Source organism: Vibrio toranzoniae, assembly GCF_024347655.1.
GTDB classification, from domain to species: domain Bacteria; phylum Pseudomonadota; class Gammaproteobacteria; order Enterobacterales; family Vibrionaceae; genus Vibrio; species Vibrio toranzoniae.
The window spans coordinates 2,227,363-2,250,654 of the sequence record NZ_AP025514.1 but is presented as its reverse complement, the minus strand read 5'-3'; the positions used below and the strand labels follow the sequence as shown (position 1 = coordinate 2,250,654).

Below are 23,292 nucleotides of genomic sequence, written 5' to 3'. Positions count from 1 at the left end.
TGGAAAAGGTGATATGTCTAGCAGTGTTTTAAGACTCTCGAGTTTACTTTTTATCGCTAGCTTAACGGTGGGCTGTTCTAGCGCGCCAGATGAAAGCACTTACGATAATAACCTTGAAACTTCTGAATACGTCGTAGAATCCCACTCCAATGATCCTTTTGAAGGGTTCAACAGAGCGATGTGGGATCTCAACTACGAGTACCTGGACCCTTACTTGGTTCGTCCAGTTTCTCTAGCCTATGTTGATTATACTCCTGTGCCAATTCGCTCTGGAATCTCCAATTTTTTAGCCAACTTAGACGAACCATCAAGCATGGTGAATAATCTAATAATGGGTAATGGCGGTGAAGCTCTCGACCATTTCAACCGATTTTGGATTAACTCTACGTTTGGTCTACTTGGTTTAATTGATATCGCTAGTGAAGCGGGGATCACTAAGTTTGATGACAAATCATTCTCTGATGCGATTGGTCATCATGGAGTAGGAAATGGCCCTTACTTTATGGTGCCAGGTTATGGCCCATTAACGACTCGTGAAGTAACAGATACTGTCGATGGTTTGTATGTGCCTCTCTCTTTCTTGAACTTCTGGGCGAGCTTAGGCAAGTGGGCGTTTGAAGGGATGGAGACTCGAGCTAAATTAGTTTCACAAGAAGCCCAATTGGATGACTCTCCGGATCCATACGCATTAACACGTGACGTTTACATTCAACGCCGTGACTTCAAAGCCGAGGTTGAACCTGAAGAGGTCGATCTTGATGAAGAAGACTTCATTGATGGGTATCTAGAAGATTACTAAATATAAAACTTTGAAGAATAAATAAAGGAAAGGCTCGAGGTTGAAAACAACATCGAGCCTTTTTAATGCTTATGACTTTAGATTAAGTCAAACAGATTAGAAGCGGTAGTTGGCTTGGATACCCACTAGCCAAACATTACCAGTTGTTGTACCAACAAATTGACCACCAACGGCTTCAGCAGTATCGTCAGATGTATAGCCACGTGATTCGGTGATTGGAGCATCTTTAGCAATAATGTATGTAAAGCCAGCATCGAATGACAGTTGCTCAGACCATTGGTAACCAGCACCAACACTTAACCAAGTGCGGTCTGTTTCTGGGATAGTAATAGTACGGTTTTTGTCACTTACTGCTGAGGTATCGTAAGCAATACCGGTACGTAGCGCTAGCTTAGGATCAATTTGGTAAGTTGCACCTAAAGCAAAGCGGTAGTTATCCTCCCAATTTTCGACTTTAACTGTATGGCTGCCAGATGTGCCTAGCTCTGCTTGCAGTTTCTCGAAAGAACTCCAATCCGTCCAGTTGAAACTAGCGTGAAGTGCTAAGGCTTTAGTCAGTTGATGGAAACTTGCGAGTTCTGCTGTTGCAGGAAGTGCTAACATCATATGGCCGTTGGCACGTTGACCTTGTGCCATCTTAAATCCGATCCCCTCAGCGTGACCTTCTAATTTCAGTTCAACCTCAGATTTATAGGCAAAACCTATACGGTGGTCTTCGTTGATCTGCCACGCTGTACCTACTTGCCAACCCCAAGCCGTGTCATCACCTTCCATATATTTTAGTGTTGTACCTGCAGGGACTGAGATTGGTGCACCTGTGCTTGGGTTTACTGCAACAGCGTTTTTTTCGGGGGCTGTTGCGCCAAAGCTACCTTCTCCCATAACGTAACGAATACCGCCACCAATGCTAACTTGTTCAACGATTTGATAAGCAAAGTTAAGGTTAGCTTCTTTGGTGATCACGCTTGCTTCGTTGCCGAAGTGAGAGGCGTTAAAGTCATCACCTAAATTAGTTTCCATGCCATAGTTCGTGCCAAATGCAAGACCAATAGCAAACTTTTCGTTGTAACGGTGAGAAATGTAAAGGTTAGGGATAATGGCATCATCTGCGAAATCGTTTGAAGATGCTTGGCTTGTCCCTATCGCAGGGTGAGCGTGGTTTACTTCACCTTTAACATCAATGTTAGGGTTAACGTAGATACCACCAACAGAAACCTGTGTACCTTCTAGGTAAGTCAACATTGCAGGGTTGCGCCATTGTGCGTCCGCACCGTCTGCGATTGCAGCTTCCCCCGCGTATGCACGGCCAAGGCCTGTAGCTGAGTATTCTGCTAATTGAAAACCTGCCGCTTGAGTCACGGTAGAAGTCGAAAGTAGTCCAACTGCCACTGCAGCAGATAGAAGAGTCTTATTCATTTTCATTGTGATGTTCGCTGAATCATAAGTATTTAGTGACATGATTCTACGTTTAGAGTTATTACTTTAAAAATGAAATTCGAATAAAATAGTGTTTTAGGGATTTAATTGTCAAATATGCCGAATTATTAGGTAAATAGCCTGAATGTTTCGGCTGTGTTGCGAAATTTGAGCGTACAGGTGTAGGCATATTTTGCCTCTGCAGCCTACACCTGTAAGCCTAAATCGATGCCAGTCAGTGGTTTAAGTAACAAAAAAGGGTCGCGTGATGCGACCCTTTGGATATTTATAACCTAGCTTATATTAGAAGCTGCGGCTGTACTGCAGACCTAGTAGGATTGCATCAGCGTGTGTTGTCGCGTTGACACCAGTTGAAAGCCCTGTTCCTAACTGTGTGTTTTCTGATACATTTACATCATCACCCATTAAGTATGTGAAACCGAAGTCAACATTAGAAACTGTATCAATGTGGTATGTGAAACCTGCAGAGAACCACTGACGATCAGAGTCTGGTACAGAGATTGAAGTTAGCTTGTCTTGTGCGCTCGTGTCATACATATAACCAGTACGTAGTGTCCAAGTATCGTTTAGGTAGTAAGTACCACCAATTGCGTAGTGCCAACCGTCTTGCCATTGGTATTGTTTTGCATACGTTGAACCAAGTGGTGAACCTTGTAGGTTGTCAAAGTCAATCTGATCGAATGCACCCCAACCAATCCACTGTACAGAATAGTGAACTGCGAATTTAGTATCTTCGATTTTGTGGTAACCAGAGAATTCAGCAATGTCGGGTAGAGGTAGAGTAATTTCCTGCCCTTTGTCATCTTTAGCTGTAATTTCAGGGCTGTAACGGTACGATAGACCAAAACGGTTGTTTTCATCTAGTTCATACACAGTACCCACGTTAAAGCCTACAGCCCAACCATCAGCTTCATCAACATCAACTAACGTTGTTCCAGCTGGGACTAAGCCACCACTAGCGACTCCTAGAGCCGCACTTGTTTCTCTTTTCATCGTGCCTTGGCCGTAAATCAGGTCTAAACCTGCACCGAAACTCCATTGTTCACTTAGGCGATATGACCCAGCAAGACCAAAGTTAATGCTCTTAACATCAGTTAGGCCGCCGTATTCAGCTGCAGTGTAGCTGTCATCAAACTCAGTCTTTGTAGCAAAATTTGAATATGCATTCACACCCCAAGCAAATTTATCATTTACTGGGACGATAAGGTGGATATTGGGTGCAATAGAAGTGTCACCGACATCATCAGTATTGGCAACTGGGATTGGGCTGCCGTTAATATTGTATTCTGCATCTTTAACTTCAATCAGTGAAGTGATGCTTTCAAAACCAAGAGAAAGCTCAGTTTTATCAAACAGTGCCATTGCTGCAGGGTTACGTGCCATTACTGACGCGTTATCTGCGATTACTGCATCACCAGCGAAAGCACGGCCGACGCCGGTTGCTGATTGTGCGTTGATTTGGAAACCTGCTGCCATCGCTTGCGAAGACGCCAGTGTAATTGTTACTGCTAAAAGAGACTTTTTAAACAGACGCGTGTTGTTGGTAGTCATTTATTTATTCCTTTATATCTCCGCCTCTACAGGGCGATTAATTTGAGCAATTGCTCAATGGTGGCTGATCCTATTCGCAAGTATACGATATACAAATCCGACCATTGAAAAATTTGAGTGGAAAATTATGGAAATGACGCCTATCTGGCACGAAAATGGTGAGAAACGCTTATTTTTAGAGTTTTAACTCTAGTGGTATTAGCTTTGTGAATGGTTTAAGGGGTTGTTATAAATAAAGCCCAGCAATATCAAGAGTATAGTTGCTGGGCCTTTTATTACGGGGCTTTGAGAGCGAATTAGCTCATCGGTTTGATCATTTTGGTAAGCTTTTCGGCGATCTTAGAAATGTCTTCACCATTCTCACCTACAAGGATCAAACTGCTGCCATCCACGGGGGTTACCGAACCGGACATGCCTTTTTCATCAAAGTCGATAGGTTTGTCTGTCGGAATACCGGTTAAAAACAACGTTACTTTGCCTTTTGCGCCTTGGAAGACCATATGTACCGCGTTGGATTTACCAAAGCCACAGTGGTTTAGGTAATAGACGTGGTAAGGGAAAGCATCATCAAACTGAAAAGCAAATGGGTTCATTTTTGCGTTGATCTGCTGCGATGTAACCTGTTCATCGATGCTACTAACAAAACTCTTTTCATCAACAACGTGCTTCATTGCTGTATCAGCCAAACTTGCTTGTGCGGGTGAAACGAATGCATTGCCCCAGTTAACCTGGCCAACTAATAAACCAGCAACGAATGCTACTGAGGCTGCCATCGCCATTGCTCGTCGAGCAAAAGTCGGCCTTACTACTTTGCTTTCTTCGCTTGAGGTCTGATTGAACAGTATACGATCAGCAAGATCGTCTGGCACATCCACATTCATTGCTGAATGGATCTGTTTATCAAGCGCTAGTACATCGTCTAAGAAGTTACTATTGGCTTCGCTATTCGCTGCTGCATCAACAATATCTTGTGTACGCTGTTTAGGTTCCGACAATACACGACGACGAAATTCCAAATCATCCATTATGTTGCCCCCTTTCTGCCTCTTCTGTATCCAGCATCTCTTTCAATTGATTTCGAGCTCTGAATAAACGTGTCATCACCGTGTTTTTGTTGAGTTCGAGAATATCTGCGATCTCATCACCACTAAAACCACCAATCACTTGTAAGAAGAGAGGCTCACGGTAATCAATTTCAAGTTTCATGATCTGAGCTTGTAACCACTGGTGTTGATGGTGCGGGTCATCACTGACACTAGCATCGTTACCATGATCGTCGATATCAACCAGATCAAATTGTTTACGTTCAAAACGTCGAGCGTTCTCGCGTCTCAAGATAGTAATCAGCCAAGATTTAGCGGCTTTTTCATCTTGTAGGCTATCGAGTGACTTCCATGCACGAAGGCAAGTCTCTTGCACTAAATCCTCGGCAATGCTTTTGTCTTTACATAACCAATAGGCATAGCGAAAGAGGTCACGATGATAGGCGCGCACGAGTGCTTCGTATTTTCTTTGTTTGTCCATATCAGAGTTGACCGGACGCTTGGCTGTTTTCTTTCCAAACATTTTTATTATTGACACACGAGCCTCCATAATTGCTCTGCGTATAGCTGTCTCTATACGTTGTGCTTCGTTTTTATATTCTGTTTCGTTTTCAGAGCGAACGATCGGCAGGAATTCGTAAAATCACATTAAAATTGATCTACTTCAAAATCTAAGGCCTCGAACCAGTTATAGTACACCTTGTCGTCTAGTTAGTCATTCGTGACTAGCATGTTGAGCAAGACGACACTTCCTTTTGAAGGCTGACTTTACTTTCTCCTAATCAGGAAACTGATTATTTCAATTGGCGTCAAGTTAATTGCTTTATACACATTCCAACCACACAGCTTTGTGTGGTTTTTTTTACCTCAAGAAAACCATTCCCTACAAAGCGATAACAGTATTTGCTCACAATAGTTTAGTCTCTAACGACAACCTTCCCCCAAAAAAGATTCGCCTGAATGTGCTGCCATACTTTCAAACAGTGAGATACTCGTATCACGTTTATTTAAACGCTCGTTTGATTTAATTAACAACTTCTTTACAATGATTCAGGTCAGACCTCTTAACCTTAAGGAGAAACCATGGGCAAACAGGAAGTCAAAACGCGTTCTGGAGAACGTGTTGCCGTTGTCGCTGGGTTACGAACCCCATTCGCTCGTCAGAGCACCGAATTTAGTCAAGTGCCTGCGGTCGACTTAGGCAAAATGGTTGTGAGCGAAATGCTTGCAAGAACTGATGTCGATCCTGCGCTTATCGAACAAGTTGTGTTCGGCCAAGTTGTTCAGATGCCGGAAGCACCAAATATTGCGCGTGAGATCGTGCTGGGCACTGGAATGAATATCAATACCGATGCCTACAGTGTGACCCGAGCGTGTGCGACCAGTTTTCAAGCGGCAGTCAACGTAACTGAAAGCATTATGGCGGGCACGATTGATGTCGGTATTGCCGGTGGTGCTGATTCTTCTTCTGTATTGCCAATCGGTGTTTCGAAAAAGTTAGCGGCAAACCTATTAGCGCTGAGTAAAACCAAGACCATGGGTCAAAAGCTGAAGATTCTTAAAACCCTTTCAGTCAAAGACCTTATGCCAGTACCGCCAGCTGTTGCTGAATACTCGACCGGTTTATCCATGGGTCAAACCGCTGAGCAGATGGCGAAGACACACGGGATTACTCGCGAAGCTCAAGATGCACTTGCTCACCGTTCTCACTCTTTGGCTTCTCAAGCATGGAAAGAAGGCAAGATTAAAGACGAAGTAATTACTGCATTCCCGGCGCCTTACAAAAAATACCTAGCGGAAGATAACAACATTCGCCACGACTCAACAGTAGAAGGCTACGCTAAACTTCGTCCTGCATTCGACAGAAAGTACGGCAGCGTAACGGCAGCTAATGCGACGCCTCTTACTGATGGCGGTGCGGCAGTGATGTTGATGCGCGAAGGCAAAGCGAAAGAGCTAGGCTTAGAAGTGCTTGGTTATATTCGCGGTTACGCATTCTCAGCGATTGGTGTTGAAACAGACATGTTGATGGGACCGACTTATGCAACCTCTCAAGTATTAAAAAACACGGGTTTAGAGTTGTCAGACCTAACACTTATCGAGATGCACGAAGCGTTTGCAGCTCAAGTTTTGGCTAACGTCAAAATGTTTGCAAGCGATGAGTTTGCTCAACAGAACCTTGGCCGAGATAAAGCAATCGGTGAGATTGATATGGAGAAGTTCAACGTACTGGGCAGCTCAATTGCTTACGGACACCCGTTTGCTGCGACTGGTGCGCGCATGATGACTCAAACATTACGTGAACTGAAACGTCGCGGTGGCGGCCTGGCACTGAATACAGCTTGTGCAGCTGGTGGTTTAGGTGCAGCAATGATCTTGGAGGTAGAATAATGTCTACGACTCTTGATGCAACAACAGAAAAAGAAACAGTCGCTCAACCGGATTCAACGTCTGCAACTGAATCAACCAAAAAGAAAGCGACGGCATTCTCTCTTAACATCGATGACCAAGATATTGCTTGGCTAGCAATTGATGTACCGGGCGAGAAAATGAACACGCTACAAGCGGCTTTTGCTGAAGAGATGAAAGCGATCTTTGAGCAGTTAAAAGAGAAGCAAAGCCGTGTTAAAGGTCTAATCGTTCATTCTCTTAAGCCTGATAACTTTATTGCGGGTGCTGACGTACGAATGCTGGATGCGTGTAAAACCGCTGATGAAGCGCAGTCTCTTGCTCGTCAAGGTCAGGAGATGTTCCAAGCGCTGTCTGATCTTCCTTACCCAGTCGTCGCGGCAATTCACGGCCCATGTCTTGGTGGCGGTTTAGAGCTCGCATTAGCGTGTGACTACCGTGTATGTACCGATTCCGATAAGACACGCCTTGGCCTACCAGAAGTGCAGTTAGGCTTATTACCGGGTTCTGGTGGTACGCAGCGTTTGCCTCGTTTGATTGGCTTGCTACCATCGCTCGATCTAATTCTCACAGGTAAACAGCTTCGTGCTAAGAAAGCGAAATCGCTTGGTGTTGTGGATGCTTGTGTCCCAGACACTATCTTGCTTGAAGTGGCGAAAAGCTTCGTTGAAAAGAATACGGGCAGCAAAAAAGGTAAGCGTCTGGCGTCTAAAAGCCAAGCTTCAACCAAAGAGAAACTGATCTCACGCAATGGCCTTGGCCGTAAAGTGATTTTTGAACAAGCGTCGAAGAAGACGAGCCAGAAAACACGCGGAAACTACCCAGCAGCCGATGCGATTCTTGATGTGATTCGTTATGGCCTAGAGAACGGCTTTGAAAAAGGTCTTCAGTACGAAGCGAAGCGTTTCTCTGAGTTAGTAATGACCTCTGAATCAAAAGCCCTTCGTTCAATCTTCTTTGCAACCACTGAAATGAAGAAAGAACACGGTGCTGATGCAGAACCGAAAGTGGTTAAGCGCGTTGGTGTGTTGGGTGGCGGTCTTATGGGGGCAGGTATCAGCCATGTCAGCGTAGCTAAAGCAAAAGTACCAGTCCGTATTAAAGACGTATCAAATGAAGGCGTGCTGAACGCACTTAACTACAACTACAAGTTGTTCGATAAGCAGCGTAAGCGTCGTATTCTGAGCCGTGCTGGCCTTGAAAGTAAGATGCTTCAGCTTTCTGGTGGTATCGACTTTACGAGCTTCAACCATACTGACGTAGTAATCGAAGCGGTGTTTGAAGACCTAGACCTTAAGCAGTCAATGGTTGCAGACATTGAAGAAAATGCTAAGCCAGACACGATCTTCGCGACCAACACATCTTCGTTACCAATCCATAAGATTGCGGATAAGGCGAAGCGACCAGAAAATGTGGTCGGTCTTCACTACTTCAGCCCTGCAGAGAAAATGCCACTGGTTGAAGTTATCCCTCATGAGACAACCTCAGAAGAGACGATTTCAACGGTTGTAGCATTAGCGAAGAAGCAAGGTAAAACGCCGATTGTTGTTAAAGACACGGCAGGTTTTTATGTGAACCGTATTCTTGCTCCGTACATGAATGAAGCGGCATATCTGCTATTGGCAAATGAGCCGATTGAAAAGCTCGACAGCACGTTATTGGACTTCGGTTTTCCGGTTGGCCCGATTACCTTGTTAGATGAGGTTGGCGTGGATATCGGCGCTAAGATTATCCCGATTCTGGTTAATGAATTAGGCGATCGTTTCCAAGGCCCTGATGTGTTCGACATTCTTCTGAACGACAACCGCAAAGGCCGTAAGAGTGGTAAAGGTTTCTATACCTACAAAGGTAAGAAGAAGGAAGTCGATAAGTCAGTTTACAAACTGCTTAAGCTGCAACCTGAACCTAAGCTAAGTGATAACGACATCGCAATGCGTTGTGTGTTACCAATGCTCAATGAAGCGGTTCGCTGTCTAGATGACGGGATTATCCGTAGCCCTCGTGATGGTGATATTGGTGCTATTTTCGGTATCGGTTTCCCTCCATTCTTAGGTGGCCCGTTCCGTTATATGGATCAAATCGGTATTAAGTCACTGGTTGAGATGATGAACGACTTCGCTAAGAAGTACGGTGATCGTTTTGCGCCATGTGATGGCCTACTGACACGTGCTGGCTTGGATGAGTCTTTCTACAAGTAACTTTCTAGTTCGCTAATTATCAAGCCAGTATCAAGCAATTGATGCGGGCTTTTCTTTTTTATGAGCGAGCGAAAGGAATGAGATTCCCGACTCAGTCATTCTTCCTTCTCGGGAATGACGGGGAGTGATGTACTTCACCCAATAAAAAAGGTTGATGCTCTCACATCAACCTTTTGATTTTTATACATTCTAATTAGCCAAGCTCAGTATCTTTCGGGCGCAACTGGAACTCGTCAATAGAGCCTATTTCCACACCCGCCGACAGCTTATCTTCGTCCTGATGAGCATTACCGTGAGCGTGCATTATTAGACGATTTGCCGTGCGTGGTTTCAGTTGGTTAATCACAAAACGGATCATGTCCGAGCGAGTGAGCCCTTTAAGCTCTTCCAATACACGCTCTCTCTGGTTGAATTCAATATCCTTATTACCTATCGCAACCCATAAGCGCTGAGCTCGACCTCGCAAAGTCGTATCGGGTGTCGAAATCTGATTCCAAAGGCCACGTTTACTGCTGTGCCATTGGTAGTCATTCAGCTCCAATAAAACCATGTAGAAGGCATTAAGGAACTCATCTATTGAGGCCAACAAGTCGGCTGGAGCGGCATTCGGTGACTGCACGTACAACACAATACCTGGGTGTCGGTTGAGCGGCATATTGCCTGTGCCAACCATGTATCCAAGTTGTTGTTTGGTGCGTATTTCATGGAAGAAAGTAGCTGACATCAAATGGTTAGCCAATGAATACAGCGCAATATTCTGAGGTGAAATATCGGGGCATTGATAATAAACCACGATGGCCGAATCATCCTGATTACACACAACTTCACGCTGGAAGCTACCATTTTCACCTAGCATTATTAACGGTCGCAGTGACTCTTCATAAGCTTGATCTTGGACACGCAATGTGTCTTTTAACGTTTCAGCCATCTCGAGAGCATCAGCTTGCTTCCAATCGCCATACACAAACATCTCAACATGGAGTTCGGCTAATATCGATTGAACGAATGAGGACAACTCATCCACTTCAATGGTATTTAGCGCTTCTATGAGAACCGCATAAGGAGGGTTATTTGGCTGCAGTATCCCAGTCATGGCATTAAACAGTTGTGACAGAGGGCGATCTTGTGACGCATTGCCCCAACTCCTAAGCAATTGATGCTTAATGGTTTCAAAGCGGGCTGGACTAAATTCACGAGCTTGAAAGCGTTCAAGGATCATATTGAGCAATTGTGGTTGTTTTTCGCTAAATCCAGACAGAGTCAGGGTTACGCCACCTTGGTGGGTATACATGTTGTAACCCATACCAGCAATTTCAGCCTGATAGGTATCTTTTTCGAGTGAATCTAAGAACATCTCTACGCATAAGCGTGTTTTGACAATGTTCTTAGGGCTAGCGACCGAGTGCGGGCTATCGATGGCGATATACACCACACCTTTCGGTACTCGAAATTGATGATCTTGCAGATGCCACAGCTTAAAGCCGTCCAACTCTTCTAACAATTGCGGGTGCTTAGCGTCACCTTCGAGTTCTGCCGGATCTAAGTCATAGCAAATAAACGGGTTTTTGTTTGGAAGCTCAAACTGCCAACCGGGGTTAATGCACATAAAGCTTTGGGTTTGCTCTGGGCTAAAAGGTGTCACTGAGTAGGGCGTGTAGTACCATTTTGCTTCTCTATCATACTCGAAGCCTTGAGCCACAATGGTCGCGCGCATATTGTCGACGGTTAAGTAGGGGAGTAAAGATCGCTGTAATTCGTCATCGAAGTGCGACATTTTATAGTCGCCATACACCACATCTTGTTCTTGATAGTGTTGCATGTTGAGCACCAGATGACTGACTAAATCAAGTGGCCTTGCTGGCTCTTGAAAGCGGAACGCTGATTCTAACACTGCGCGTTTTTCTAGATAACGCCACTCTTCAATGCCCTGTTGTTCAATCAACTTGATGTATTGAAACACTGCTTGGATGATGTTATCGGTTTTGGTTAAACCTTCGATGGTCAACGAGCAACTGACGGTGAAATCACGATAGTTACTGCCACTTGCGCCACCACCGGCTGAGAGAGAAGTGATCCAACCTTTCTCTTTCAATTGCATCATTAAACTGCCTTCACCTTCGTAACCTAAAAGGTGTGCGAAGAACGACAGTGGCTTAACACCATAGTGCTCATCCATGCTTGGCATCGGGAAGGTGAGTATGAGTTTGCGCACTTCTTTTATTGGTTCGACATGTACTTGAACGCCTGTGCTTAACTCGCCAATAATCGGTTCTTGAACTTTTTTACCTTGCAGGCTGTGATTGGTAATTGAGCTAAAGCGTTCCTCAACCCAACCTTGCATCTCATCTAATGATTGATCGCCAGACAGTGTGAGTGTCATTAGGTCTGCAGAATATTGCTGCTGGTGGAACGATAAGATATCTTGTCGAATCGTTTCGCCGTTTCTGTCGCCCAACGTATCGATATTACCGACAGAAAATTTCGAGAATGGGTGATTGTGGTTCACCAGTTCTTTGGTCACTTGGTACAAGCGTCGCGAATCGTCGTTGAGTTTCATTTTATATTCTGAATCAACCGCTTGGCGTTCTTTATCTAATGCTTCTTCGTTGAACAGGGGAGCAGTGAAAAATTGGCTGAAGCGATCGAGTGCGGTTTCAAACGCATTCAATTCAACATCAAAAAAGAAGCAGGTGTGCTCTGTGCCCGTCCATGCATTGTTGCTACCGCCATGCTGGCTGATAAAACTTTGGAACTCTCCGACCTTTGGGTACTTTTCCGTTCCCAAAAATAGCATATGCTCTAAGTAGTGAGCTAAACCCTCTCGGTCTGTAGGGTCATCAAAGTGCCCCACATTAACGGCTAATGCGGCTGCGGCTTTTTGAGCTTTTGGGTCCTGAACTAACAGTACGCGTAACCCGTTATTTAAGGTTATGTAACGGTATTGATGTTCATCATTGGGGCTTAAGTGCACAGGAGCATCTCCAGAGAAGGTGGTTTTTAAATTATGTACCCGATGATTCGGCGTGCAAACGTTGTGATCATTTTTTGGGATATGAAGAGATTTTTAGCGACTTAAAAATCATCTTTTATCGATTTTTATCAGTAATTTATTTTCTTTTAATAAGATTGTTAAGAAAGTCGAACTCTTTAGCAAGTGACTTGATATAATTATTTATATAGACTGCGTTTTCTCTGGACTGAGAGCCAAACGCTAAGTAGCGTATCGTTGATATGGGATATATCAACTCTCGAAATGTTACGTAGACAGGATTGAGCATGAAAGTATTCATAATGCGCCACGGTGAAGCAGAAAATTTTGCAAACTCTGATGCAGAACGAGCGTTAACTCAGCGCGGTAAAATGGCGTCTCTTGCGGTCGCGCAAGCGGCAAATGAGCAAGGCATAAGTCAATTTGATAAAGTACTGGTAAGTCCCTACTTAAGAGCACAAGAAACGTGGTTAGAGATTTCTCAGGTGTTTTCTGCAAAGAAAGTTGAAACCTGTGATGATATTACTCCTTATGGAATGTCCGACGACGTGTTTGATTTGACCTTAGCGATGACGGAAGTGGAAAAGCTAGAGACTGTTTTATTTGTGTCTCATTTACCTTTAGTGGGCTACTTAACTGCGGAGTTCGCAACAGGTATGGCGCCACCTATGTTTCCGACTTCAGGTTTGGCCTGTATCGACTTTGAGCTAGAGACACAAAGAGGCGAGTTACTTTGGAATATTAATCCATAGGCGAGGCTTTAGAGAAGCTGCATGCTGAAAGGTAACAAAGAAAAGGGTATCCCAATTATTTGAGATACCCTTTGCTGTATTTGACGTTGGAATACTTAACAGGCCAACAGATCATTTCTCAGGGATCGAAATTAAAACCAACAGTGCACCATGGCCACCAAACTCTAATGGTGCTTGATGAAAAGCCATTATGTCCGGGTGCTGCGCTAACCACAAAGGCACCTTTTGTTTAAGGATGTGTTTACCAATACCATGTTGAACGCAGGCACACGCCACGCTCTCTTTTACGCAGTGGGCAATCATTGCACCTAACTCGCGTTTCGCTTCTTGTTGAGTCATACCGTGCATATCGAGATACACATCTGGTACGTAGACACCACGACGCAGACGCTTCACCTCATATTTAGAGACATCATCACGCGCATAACGTGTTGGGCCGTCTTCGCTAAGGTGCGGAATAAATTCATCCGAGAAATAAAACTCGCTGTCACTGGCTTGTCTTGCCGTTCGCGTAATTTCTTTTTGCTTGGCATTTCTTTTTGGCTGCTGGACTATGGTATCCTGTCGCAACTTTTTAACGCCCTTTACTGCATCATTGAATAGGGCGAAATCGTCATCGAAGTCGGTGTCTTTTTTGCTCATCAGGTTATGAATTCTAATTAGAAACGTAATTAGCGGTATTGTAGCGCTTTTCGGAGACAATTTTGGATAAGATTTTTGTAGAAGAAGCGGTATCAGAACTACACACGCTTCAAGATGTGATTCGTTGGACTGTTAGCCGCTTTAACGCAGCGGGCCTATTTTATGGTCACGGCACTGATAACGCGTGGGATGAGGCGGTACAACTTATTTTACCTACTATTTATCTGCCGATTGATGTTCCTTCGCATGTCATGAACTCTCGTTTAACAAGCAGTGAGCGTCTACGTATTGTTGAGCGCGTGATTAAGCGTATCAATGATCGTACACCAACGGCTTACCTAACCAATAAAGCTTGGTTCTGTGGCCTTGAGTTCTTTGTTGACGAGCGTGTTCTTGTGCCTCGTTCGCCAATTGGTGAGCTAATTGAAGCTCAGTTCCAACCATGGTTAACAGAAGAACCAGCTCGTATTATGGATCTTTGTACGGGCAGTGGTTGTATTGCTATCGCTTGTGCGCACGCATTCCCAGATGCTGAAGTAGACGCGATAGATATCTCTACTGACGCACTTCAAGTTGCTGAGCAGAACGTTCAAGATCACGGCATGGAGCAACAAGTGTTCCCAATCCGTTCAGATCTTTTCCGTGATCTGCCGAAAGAGAAATACAACCTGATCGTGTCTAACCCTCCTTACGTGGACGAAGAAGATATGAACAGCCTGCCAGATGAGTTTACTCATGAGCCAGAACTTGGCCTAGCAGCAGGTACTGACGGTCTGAAATTGGTTCGCCGTATCCTAGCTAACGCACCAGATTACCTAACTGATGATGGTATTCTGATCTGTGAAGTGGGTAACTCAATGGTTCATATGATGGATCAGTACCCTGAGATTCCATTCACTTGGATTGAATTCTCGAACGGTGGTCACGGTGTATTCATGATCACTCGCGAGCAGCTAGTGGCTTGCGCTGACGAGTTCTCAATCTACAAAGACTAGGTAATGATGGCTAGTTTTTAGCTTAGTATCTGGTAAGACGTTCTATTTGAAACGTTTTAATTTAAACGCCATGCAGCAATGCATGGCGTTTTTTATTGCCTTAGTTTTAGGGCTAAGTCATCAATACAGAATAAATAATGTTCAATATTTAGTTGCCTAATATGAATGGCTATTACATATTGGTGGCTAATGTTTAGCCGTTTTAGTGAGTTAAGGAGAATTCGCAATGAGCTTTGATACATGGATTTATTATTTGTTGGCAGTACTGATTTTAACGGCATCGCCGGGCCCAAGTTCTTTATTGTGCATGACCAAAGGTGTGCAATCGGGTTTTAAATTATCAATATTTACTGCGCTGGGCAGCTTAACGGCGATCACCGGAATCTTAACGTTATCGTTCACCGGTTTAGGGGTGATCATAGCTTCATCGGAAGTGGTATTTAATGTCATAAAATGGACTGGCGCTGCGTATCTTATCTATCTTGGCTGGAAGTCTTTACGTTCTAACCAGCAAGATTACGACAATCTATCCAGTCAACAAACCGATTCTCAGCTTGTTAAAGAAAGCGCGGTGCAACACTACTTAAGTGGTTTTATTGTTGGCGCGAGTAACCCGAAAGCGATCTTGTTTTTTACCGCACTTTTCCCTCAGTTTATCGACCCGTCACTCGCTCTGCTTCCCCAGTTTGCTGTGTTTGCTTTAACCTTTGTTGTGATGGAGTTGTCTTGGTTATTGATCTACGCCTACCTAGGTGCAAAATCATCAACGTGGTTATTTGCCAAGGGGCGAGCCAAGGTATTTAACCGTGTTACAGGGGGCGTGTTTATTGGTGCAGGAGCGCTACTTTCGACAACAAGCCGAGCATAACTTTTCGATTTATCAAAGGGCTGAATAGTTACAGAAAATTCTTAATGCTGTCATAAAAGGTTAATATTAATATGCTTGCTGCTTTTAGCGAAAAGCCGATATATTGTAGTTACACCATCACGTTCTCAAGGAGAGATATATGCAGCATCAAGAAATGATTCAACACAGTAACTTTGGCGTTATCAGCCGCACTTGGCTTTTCTCTACCCTGTCTCTAGTGGGTATTCTTGCTCTAATGTAGTCAGCTTTATGGCTCTATATTTTTAGTTTTTATTATGAACACACTTGTTAAAAAGTCTTCAAAGTCAGAACTCTTTATCTCATAAACGTGGCTTTTCTCATCAGGCTAGCCACTTAACCTTTTCTCGCTGCACCTTTCTCTGACCCCCTTCTTTCCCTGAATAGTCTCTTTGTCTGATTCCCCATTTGTTTAATAGACTCATTGTTTAACCTGATCTGAAGTTGTTATCAAACTGTGATAATCTTAAGTTATCTATTACCTACAGTGTATCTCTCATGTCTGTCTGGGATTCAATTTCATTTAACAATCGATTTACGACGTTACCTCGACTGTTCTATACCCCAATTCAACCTACACCTTTAAATAATGTCCAATGGCTTGCATGGAACCAAAACCTAGCCAGTGAACTGGGCTTTCCGTCATTTGAGGACGTCTCTGATGAGTTGCTTGAAACGCTATCGGGCAACGTTGAACCTGAGCAGTTCTCACAAGTAGCAATGAAATACGCAGGCCATCAGTTTGGCTCTTATAACCCTGACTTAGGTGATGGTAGAGGGCTGTTATTAGCTCAAATTGTCGCTAAAAGTGGTGAAACGTTCGACTTACACCTTAAAGGTGCAGGGAAAACACCATATTCACGTATGGGTGATGGGCGCGCTGTGATTCGCTCAACCGTTCGTGAGTATTTATGTAGCGAAGCGATGGCTGGGCTTAATATCCCAACGACACGTGCGTTGGCGATGATGACCAGTGACACGCCTGTTTATCGAGAGAAGCAAGAGTGGGGCGCATTGTTGGTGCGTGCTGCTGAATCACACATTCGTTTCGGTCACTTTGAACATCTGTTTTATACCAATCAGTTGGCCGAGCATAAATTGTTGGCTGATAAAGTCATCGAGTGGCACTTCCCTGAATGCCTTGATGAAGACAAGCCCTACGCTGCTATGTTTAATCAGATTGTTGATCGCACTGCGGAAATGGTCGCGCTGTGGCAAGCGAATGGTTTTGCTCACGGAGTCATGAATACCGATAACATGTCGATTATTGGACAGACGTTTGACTACGGTCCGTTCGCTTTCCTAGATGAGTATGACCCGAGGTTGATCTGTAATCACTCCGACTATCAAGGTCGTTATGCCTTTAATCAACAACCTAGAATTGGATTATGGAATCTGTCAGCTCTGGCTCACTCTCTGTCGCCGCTGGTGGAGAAAGCTGATTTAGAGGCAGCGTTAGAACAATACGAGCCACAAATGAACGGTTATTTCAGTCAGTCGATGCGTCGTAAGTTAGGGCTGCTTGCAAAACACGAGGGCGACAGCCGCTTGTTTGAATCTATGTTCGAATTGATGTCGCAAAGCAAAGTCGATTACCCAAGGTTCTTTAGAACGCTGTCGAACCTAGATACTTTGCCTGCGCAGGAAGTGATTGATTTGGTAATCGATCGTGATGCTGCGAAGCTATGGCTGGATAACTATTTGCAACGCTGTGAACTCGAAGAGAGCTCAGTAGCCGAGCGCTGTGAAAAGATGAGGCAGGTAAACCCTAAATACATCCTCAGAAATTACCTTGCTCAGCTGGCGATCGATAAAGCTGAGCGTGGTGATAGCAGTGATATTGACGCATTAATGGTGGTGTTGTCCGATCCTTATGCGGAACATCCTGATTACGAACATCTTGCCGCGTTACCACCAGAGTGGGGTAAAGCGATGGAGATCAGCTGCTCGTCGTAAATCGATTCGCTTAATCAAACGAGTGGATGGAGGTCACTTAGTTGTGATCTCTGTCTGTTTGTTCTTCTAATTTTACAAACATATCAATAATCAAATGCTCAACCTGTCTATACACTATGTGAATAAGTTGTAAATTTAATAGGTTTGGGCGATGCCAACAAATACTCGAATTCTCGTGGTGGATGATGATCAAGAAATCCGCGAGCTGCTGGAAGAGTACCTCACAAAATCGGGTTTCGATGTCTCTTCGGTCGGAGATGGTGTTGAACTCGAAACTCACCTGCAAAGCCAAGGTTACCCAGACCTGATTCTTCTTGATGTGATGCTGCCCGGTGACGACGGTTTTACCTTGTGTCAGCGCGTCCGCAAACAATCGAATGTGCCTATCATCATGCTGACTGCGGTATCGGATGAAACCGACCAGATTATTGGCTTAGAAATTGGTGCAGATGACTACATCGCTAAGCCGTTTAGCCCTCGCCAGTTAATGGCGCGTATCAAAGCTCTGTTACGCCGCGTTCAAGTCGTTGATGACAAGCCTAATGATGCATTGCCAAAGCAGATCATTTTTGGTGACTGGACGCTCGATACGTTAGCGCATCGAATTTCTCACAATGAAAGCTCAGAAGAGATGGACTTATCGGGCAGTGATTTCTCATTGTTAATGTTGTTCCTTACTCGCCCTAATGAAGTATTAGACCGAGATACCATCTCTTTCGCCACTAGAGGCCGTGAAGCGCTGCCTTTTGAACGTGGCATTGATGTGCAGCTTAGCCGCTTGAGAAGCCGGTTGGGCGACAGTGGTAAATATCCTCACTACATCAAAACCATGCGCGGCAACGGCTACATTCTGGCTGTGCCTGTGCATTATGAGCACTGAGTAAGAAGTCCGTATGAAGTGGTTGAAAAGTTTAAAGCCAAACTCCTTGGTTGCCAGAACCTTGTTACTGACCTTGTTGGCGGTGGTGATTGCTCAGGGTATCGCAACCTCTATTTGGTATAGCGAATCTAAACATAAGGAACTTGAAGGGATTCGTTCAGCCTCATCGAGCATGGCGAACATGTTTGCTTCAACAGTGACTTTCTTCCAGTCTTTGCCCGTCAAATATCGTCATATCGTGTTGGATCAGATCCGCAATATGGGCGGTACGCGTTTCTTCGTCTCTTTCAATAAAGAGGCGCTGATTGTTGAGCCGATACCTGATACCCGCCTAAAAGCTGCCTCGATAGAAGCCATAGAAAGTGTGTTGAGTAGCAAGCTCAATAAGGTGGAATCGGTGCGCGTCGACTTCTCTCGCCCAGAGCACCTTCGATTACTTAAAAATGACATCTACTTGAGCGATCTCCCTCGATCATGGGCGCATCACACATTAACCTTAGAGCCTCTCAATCCGCCAATATTGGTTGTGCAAATTGAGCTAGCTAGTCATGAATGGGTCTATATTGCCGCACTGTTGCCAGCACCTTACGTAAAACTTGATGACACTATTCTTGGTCGTGAACAGGTGATTTTCTTGCTCTCTTCAACGCTGATTCTACTGGTGTTGACCTACTTAATGATTCGCCGCCAAGTACGTCCGCTTAAGAAACTTGCAAGGGCAGCCAACGAAATGAGCATGGATATCCAGCAGCCTCCACTTAACGAAGAAGGAGCGACTGAACTGGTCACGGCGACTCGGGCGTTTAATCGCATGCAGCAGCGTATTCGTCGTTATGTTGCCGACCGAGAACACCTTTTCTCTGCTATCTCTCATGACTTAAAGACTCCAATCACCCGCTTAAGGCTTCGAGCCGAGCTATTGGAAAGTGAGGTTAAGAAAGACAAGTTCAATAAGGATTTGGATGAGCTTGAGATGATGGTCAAGGGCGCATTACAAGCGGTAAGAGATACTGACCTTCACGAAAACAACGCCATTATCGATCTCAACGAGATGATGCTTTCTGTGATTGAACTGCACAACCAACATCAAACCTTGGTTGAGTTTGAACCCATAGTGGTTGAACCGTTAGTCGCCAAACCACTAGCAATTAAACGTGTGCTCACCAATCTTATCGACAACGCTGTGAAATATGGAACATCAGGTGAGGTCGATATTAACAGTGATTCGGTGTGGGTTATCGTGACGATTCAAGACCACGGCAAAGGTATTCCTGAAGACAAGTTAGAGTTGGTGTTTGAACCTTACTTCAGGCTCGCCACCGACGACCAAGGACACGGTTTAGGGCTTGGGATCTGCCGAAATATCCTGCACGGACATGGCGGAGATCTCATTATTCGTAACTCCCCTCAAGGCGGCTTAGAGGCCAAAGTCTATATCCCTAGAGGCCTAGAAGTGTAATGTAACAATTGTGTTACATTGGGCTTACCTTTTGTTTCAATCCTAAAAATCAAAATAAGTAGACTCTTTATTGAACCGGACGTCGAGTCCGCTAAACATGGAAGATAATAATGAAAATCAATAAAACCCTACTTACTCTATCTCTTCTTGCTGCCTCAACATTTTCTCAAGCTGGTGAAGTGGAAGTGCTTCACTGGTGGACTGCCGGTGGCGAAGCAAAATCCGCTGCGGTACTGAAAGAGATGATTGAAGAACAAGGCCATACATGGAAAGACTTTGCAGTGGCTGGTGGCGGCGGTGAAAGTGCGATGACCGTTTTGAAAACGCGAGCAGTATCAGGCAACCCACCGTCTGCTGCGCAGATCAAAGGTCATGATATTCAAGAGTGGGGTGGTTTAGGTTTTCTAACGTCTCTCGATGCAACAGCAAAACAAGAGCAGTGGGATGAACTACTGCCAGAAGTTGTCACTAAAGTGATGAAGTGGGACGGCGAATATGTAGCGGTTCCTGTTAACGTTCACCGTGTTAACTGGCTTTGGGCTAACCCTGTTGTATTAGAAAAATCAGGTGTGACGGTTCCAACCACATTAGACGAATTCTTCGTGGCGGCAGACAAGATCAAAGCGGCTGGCTTTATTCCTCTGGCTCACGGTGGCCAACCTTGGCAAGACGCGACAGTCTTCGAAGCGGTAGCACTTGATGTACTGGGCAGTGAAGACTACAACAAAGCGTTCGTTGATCTTGATATGGACGTTTTATCTGGCGATAAAATGGTGGAAGTGTTCACCAAGTTTAAAAAGATGCGTGACTACATCGACAGTAACTCGCCAGGTCGTGATTGGAACGTCGCAACCTCAATGGTTATCAATGGCGAAGCCGCGATGCAAATCATGGGTGACTGGGCGAAAGGTGAGTTTACTGCAGCTGGCAAAGTGCCGGGTAAAGACTACATCTGTGCACCAGCTCCGGGTACTGAAGGCCAATTTACCTTCAACATCGATAGCTTTGCATTCTTTGAGTTGAGCAACAAAGAGAACCAAAAAGCGCAGCAAGATCTAGCGAAAACCATTCTTACCAAAGATTTCCAAGAAGTCTTCAACCTGAACAAAGGTTCTATCCCTGTACGTCTCGATATGGACATGTCTAAGTTTGACCAATGTGCGTTGGATTCAATGGTAACCTTCAAAGCGAGTGCCGAGTCGGGCGATCTAGTTCCGAGTATGGCTCACGGCCTAGCGACGACAAGCTACGCTCAAGGCGCTATCTATGACGTAGTGACCAACTTCTTCAATGAGAAAGATGCCGATCCGAAACAAGCGGCAGCTAAGTTAGCGAAAGCAGTGAAAGCGGCTATCTAATCTCACTTGGTTTAACACCAAACCCCCAGGGTGGGTAGGCTCGTAGGGAGCCTATCTGCTCTTCATTCCCAATTCTAATATGCGTGATGCTGATGTGGTGCCGAGAGGTAAGCCATCGGCTCGATTGTGCAACAAGGATAAGTTATGGAGCATGTTTTGACTGAGTCGACTCCAAAACCCACAAGGAGCCAGCCTGCGCCCAAACCGAGTTTTGTTGACAGGTTGCAACATTGGTTACCTAAAATTGTATTGGCGCCCACCGCGTTAGTGACCGTGGTTTGTATCTATGGTTACATTTTTTGGACGGCCGCGTTGTCGTTCACCAACTCTCGATTTCTGCCGAGCTTTAACTTTGTTGGTTTAACCCAATATGAAAAGCTGATGGATAACGATCGCTGGATAACCTCAATCACCAACCTTGGTGTGTTTGGTTTTCTATTTATGGCAATTGCTATCTTGTTAGGTGTGGGTTTGGCGGTATTGCTTGACCAGAACATCCGCCAAGAAGGCGCGATTCGTACCATCTATTTATACCCAATGGCCTTGTCATTCATCGTGACGGGTACCGCTTGGAAATGGATTCTCAATCCGGGGCTGGGTATCGAAAAACTGATGCAAGATTGGGGCTTTACTGACTTCAAATTCGATTGGTTAGTCGACTCTGAAATGTCGGTCTACACCTTAGTTATTGCGGCGCTTTGGCAGTCTTCTGGCTTCGTGATGGCAATGTTCTTGGCCGGCCTTCGTGGCATTGATTCTTCAATCATTAAAGCCGCTCAAATTGATGGGGCAAGCTTACCCACTATTTATTTCAAAATCATTCTGCCTTGCTTGCGTCCTGTGGTTTTCAGTGCGGTGATCATCACCTCACACATTGCGATTAAGAGCTTCGATCTTGTGACCGCAATGACTGCGGGTGGCCCAGGTTATTCATCGGATCTTCCTGCGCTATTCATGTACGCACACTCATTCACACGTGGACAAATTGGCCTTGGTGCGGCCAGTGCCATGATGATGCTTGCGGGTATTTTAGCGATTCTCGTGCCTTATCTTTACTCTGAACTTAGGGAGAAAAAGTCATGATGAACAACATCAACTTTGCTCGAATGTTTATCTATTCAGCACTGCTTTTCTTCTGCTTGGTTTACCTAATGCCACTGTTTGTAATGGTACTGACCTCATTCAAAACGCTGCCAGACATTAAGGCGGGAAACCTGATGAGCTTACCGAAAGAGTGGGTGTTTGATGCTTGGTATAAAGCGTGGGACACCGCGTGTACGGGCGTTAAGTGTGAAGGCATCAAAGGCTACTTTTGGAACTCATTTCAAATGGTGATACCTGCGGTCGCAATCTCAACATTGCTCGGTGCATTCAATGGTTATGTGGTCACTAAGTGGCAATTCAGAGGCTCAAACCTTTTCTTTAGTTTGCTGTTGTTTGGTTGCTTTATTCCGTTCCAAGTTGTGTTGCTACCAATGGCGACCATGCTTGGCAAGATGGGCTTAGCGAACACAACCATCGGCTTGGTGATTGTGCACGTTATCTATGGCATGGCATTTACTACGCTGTTTTTCCGTAACTTCTACATCTCGATTCCTGATGAATTGATCAAAGCGGCAAAACTGGATGGTGCGGGCTTCTTTACCATCTTCTTCAAGATCTTATTACCGATCTCAACACCAATCATTATGGTGACGGTGATCTGGCAGTTCACCGCGATTTGGAATGACTTTTTGTTCGGAGTGGTCTATTCCGGCTCAGATACACAGCCGATCACCGTGGCATTAAACAACCTAGTCAACACCAGTACTGGCGTTAAAGAATATAACGTCGACATGGCTGCCGCGATCATCGCCGCACTGCCAACGTTGTTGGTGTATGTCTTCGCAGGAAAATATTTTGTTCGTGGCCTAACGGCAGGATCAGTAAAAGGATAAT

General features: G+C 44.8%; 18 protein-coding genes. 12 read left to right on the top strand and 6 right to left on the bottom strand.

Features of this window, described 5'->3' with window-relative positions; translation table 11 throughout:
- Positions 1 to 13 precede the first annotated feature (13 nt).
- Entirely contained in the window at positions 14 to 799 is a 786-nt protein-coding gene (locus OCU50_RS09975; RefSeq protein WP_060468195.1) for an MlaA family lipoprotein, read from the top strand.
- Positions 800 to 895: 96 nt separating this feature from the next.
- Here the strand turns inward: OCU50_RS09975 and OCU50_RS09970 are convergent, their stop codons facing one another.
- From OCU50_RS09970 to OCU50_RS09955, 4 genes are all read right to left on the bottom strand, one after another.
- Positions 896 to 2,221 (bottom strand): outer membrane protein transport protein, encoded by a 1,326-nt coding sequence (locus OCU50_RS09970; protein ID WP_060468204.1) that lies wholly within the window; start codon positions 2,219 to 2,221, stop codon positions 896 to 898.
- A gap of 297 nt (positions 2,222 to 2,518) precedes the next feature.
- Entirely contained in the window at positions 2,519 to 3,787 is a 1,269-nt protein-coding gene (locus OCU50_RS09965) for an outer membrane protein transport protein (protein WP_060468194.1), read from the bottom strand.
- A 296-nt stretch (positions 3,788 to 4,083) separates the two neighbouring features.
- A complete protein-coding gene (locus OCU50_RS09960) occupies positions 4,084 to 4,812 on the bottom strand; it encodes a DUF3379 domain-containing protein (RefSeq protein ID WP_060468193.1) in 729 nt (242 codons plus the stop codon).
- Complete coding sequence (locus tag OCU50_RS09955) at positions 4,805 to 5,353, bottom strand: sigma-70 family RNA polymerase sigma factor (RefSeq protein ID WP_060468192.1); 549 nt, start codon at positions 5,351 to 5,353, stop codon at positions 4,805 to 4,807. The genes OCU50_RS09960 and OCU50_RS09955 overlap by 8 nt, the downstream gene beginning before the upstream one ends.
- Positions 5,354 to 5,913: 560 nt before the next feature.
- Between OCU50_RS09955 and fadI the strand changes: the two genes are divergently transcribed.
- Positions 5,914 to 7,221 (top strand): acetyl-CoA C-acyltransferase FadI, encoded by a 1,308-nt coding sequence (gene fadI, locus OCU50_RS09950; protein ID WP_060468191.1) that lies wholly within the window; start codon positions 5,914 to 5,916, stop codon positions 7,219 to 7,221.
- The gene (gene fadJ / locus OCU50_RS09945; protein ID WP_060468190.1) at positions 7,221 to 9,437 is read left to right on the top strand and encodes a fatty acid oxidation complex subunit alpha FadJ; all 2,217 of its coding nucleotides are present in this window, start codon (positions 7,221 to 7,223) and stop codon (positions 9,435 to 9,437) included. Before fadI ends, fadJ begins: the two co-directional genes overlap by 1 nt.
- A 193-nt stretch (positions 9,438 to 9,630) precedes the next feature.
- On the opposite strand, the gene OCU50_RS09940 is transcribed toward fadJ, so the two are convergent.
- Entirely contained in the window at positions 9,631 to 12,408 is a 2,778-nt protein-coding gene (locus tag OCU50_RS09940) for an insulinase family protein (RefSeq protein ID WP_060468189.1), read from the bottom strand.
- Between the two features lie 305 nt (positions 12,409 to 12,713).
- Between OCU50_RS09940 and sixA the strand changes: the two genes are divergently transcribed.
- A complete protein-coding gene (gene sixA / locus OCU50_RS09935) occupies positions 12,714 to 13,178 on the top strand; it encodes a phosphohistidine phosphatase SixA (protein WP_046224380.1) in 465 nt (154 codons plus the stop codon).
- 111 nt (positions 13,179 to 13,289) lie between these two features.
- Here sixA and smrB read toward each other — a convergent pair whose 3' ends face one another.
- The gene (smrB, locus tag OCU50_RS09930; protein ID WP_017056914.1) at positions 13,290 to 13,820 is read right to left on the bottom strand and encodes an endonuclease SmrB; all 531 of its coding nucleotides are present in this window, start codon (positions 13,818 to 13,820) and stop codon (positions 13,290 to 13,292) included.
- A gap of 62 nt (positions 13,821 to 13,882) precedes the next feature.
- Here smrB and prmB point away from each other — a divergent pair, with 62 nt between their 5' ends.
- The 8 genes from prmB to OCU50_RS09890 all read left to right on the top strand — a co-directional run bounded on the left by prmB (position 13,883) and on the right by OCU50_RS09890 (position 23,291).
- The gene (prmB, locus tag OCU50_RS09925) at positions 13,883 to 14,815 is read left to right on the top strand and encodes a 50S ribosomal protein L3 N(5)-glutamine methyltransferase (protein WP_060468188.1); all 933 of its coding nucleotides are present in this window, start codon (positions 13,883 to 13,885) and stop codon (positions 14,813 to 14,815) included.
- Positions 14,816 to 15,041: 226 nt separating this feature from the next.
- A complete protein-coding gene (locus OCU50_RS09920) occupies positions 15,042 to 15,683 on the top strand; it encodes a LysE family translocator (protein WP_060468187.1) in 642 nt (213 codons plus the stop codon).
- A 516-nt stretch (positions 15,684 to 16,199) separates the two neighbouring features.
- Positions 16,200 to 17,657, top strand: coding sequence for a protein adenylyltransferase SelO (locus OCU50_RS09915; protein ID WP_060468186.1), 1,458 nt, complete (start codon positions 16,200 to 16,202; stop codon positions 17,655 to 17,657).
- Positions 17,658 to 17,808: 151 nt separating this feature from the next.
- Positions 17,809 to 18,537, top strand: a complete 729-nt coding sequence (locus OCU50_RS09910) for a response regulator (RefSeq protein ID WP_060468185.1) — start codon at positions 17,809 to 17,811, stop codon at positions 18,535 to 18,537.
- 13 nt (positions 18,538 to 18,550) lie between these two features.
- On the top strand, positions 18,551 to 19,996 hold the full coding sequence (locus tag OCU50_RS09905) for an ATP-binding protein (protein WP_060468184.1): 1,446 nt from the start codon (positions 18,551 to 18,553) through the stop codon (positions 19,994 to 19,996).
- Positions 19,997 to 20,106: 110 nt separating this feature from the next.
- Positions 20,107 to 21,354, top strand: coding sequence for an ABC transporter substrate-binding protein (locus tag OCU50_RS09900; protein WP_060468183.1), 1,248 nt, complete (start codon positions 20,107 to 20,109; stop codon positions 21,352 to 21,354).
- Between the two features lie 144 nt (positions 21,355 to 21,498).
- On the top strand, positions 21,499 to 22,437 hold the full coding sequence (locus OCU50_RS09895) for a carbohydrate ABC transporter permease (protein WP_060468182.1): 939 nt from the start codon (positions 21,499 to 21,501) through the stop codon (positions 22,435 to 22,437).
- The gene (locus tag OCU50_RS09890) at positions 22,434 to 23,291 is read left to right on the top strand and encodes a carbohydrate ABC transporter permease (RefSeq protein ID WP_060468181.1); all 858 of its coding nucleotides are present in this window, start codon (positions 22,434 to 22,436) and stop codon (positions 23,289 to 23,291) included. Before OCU50_RS09895 ends, OCU50_RS09890 begins: the two co-directional genes overlap by 4 nt.
- Position 23,292 lies beyond the last annotated feature (1 nt).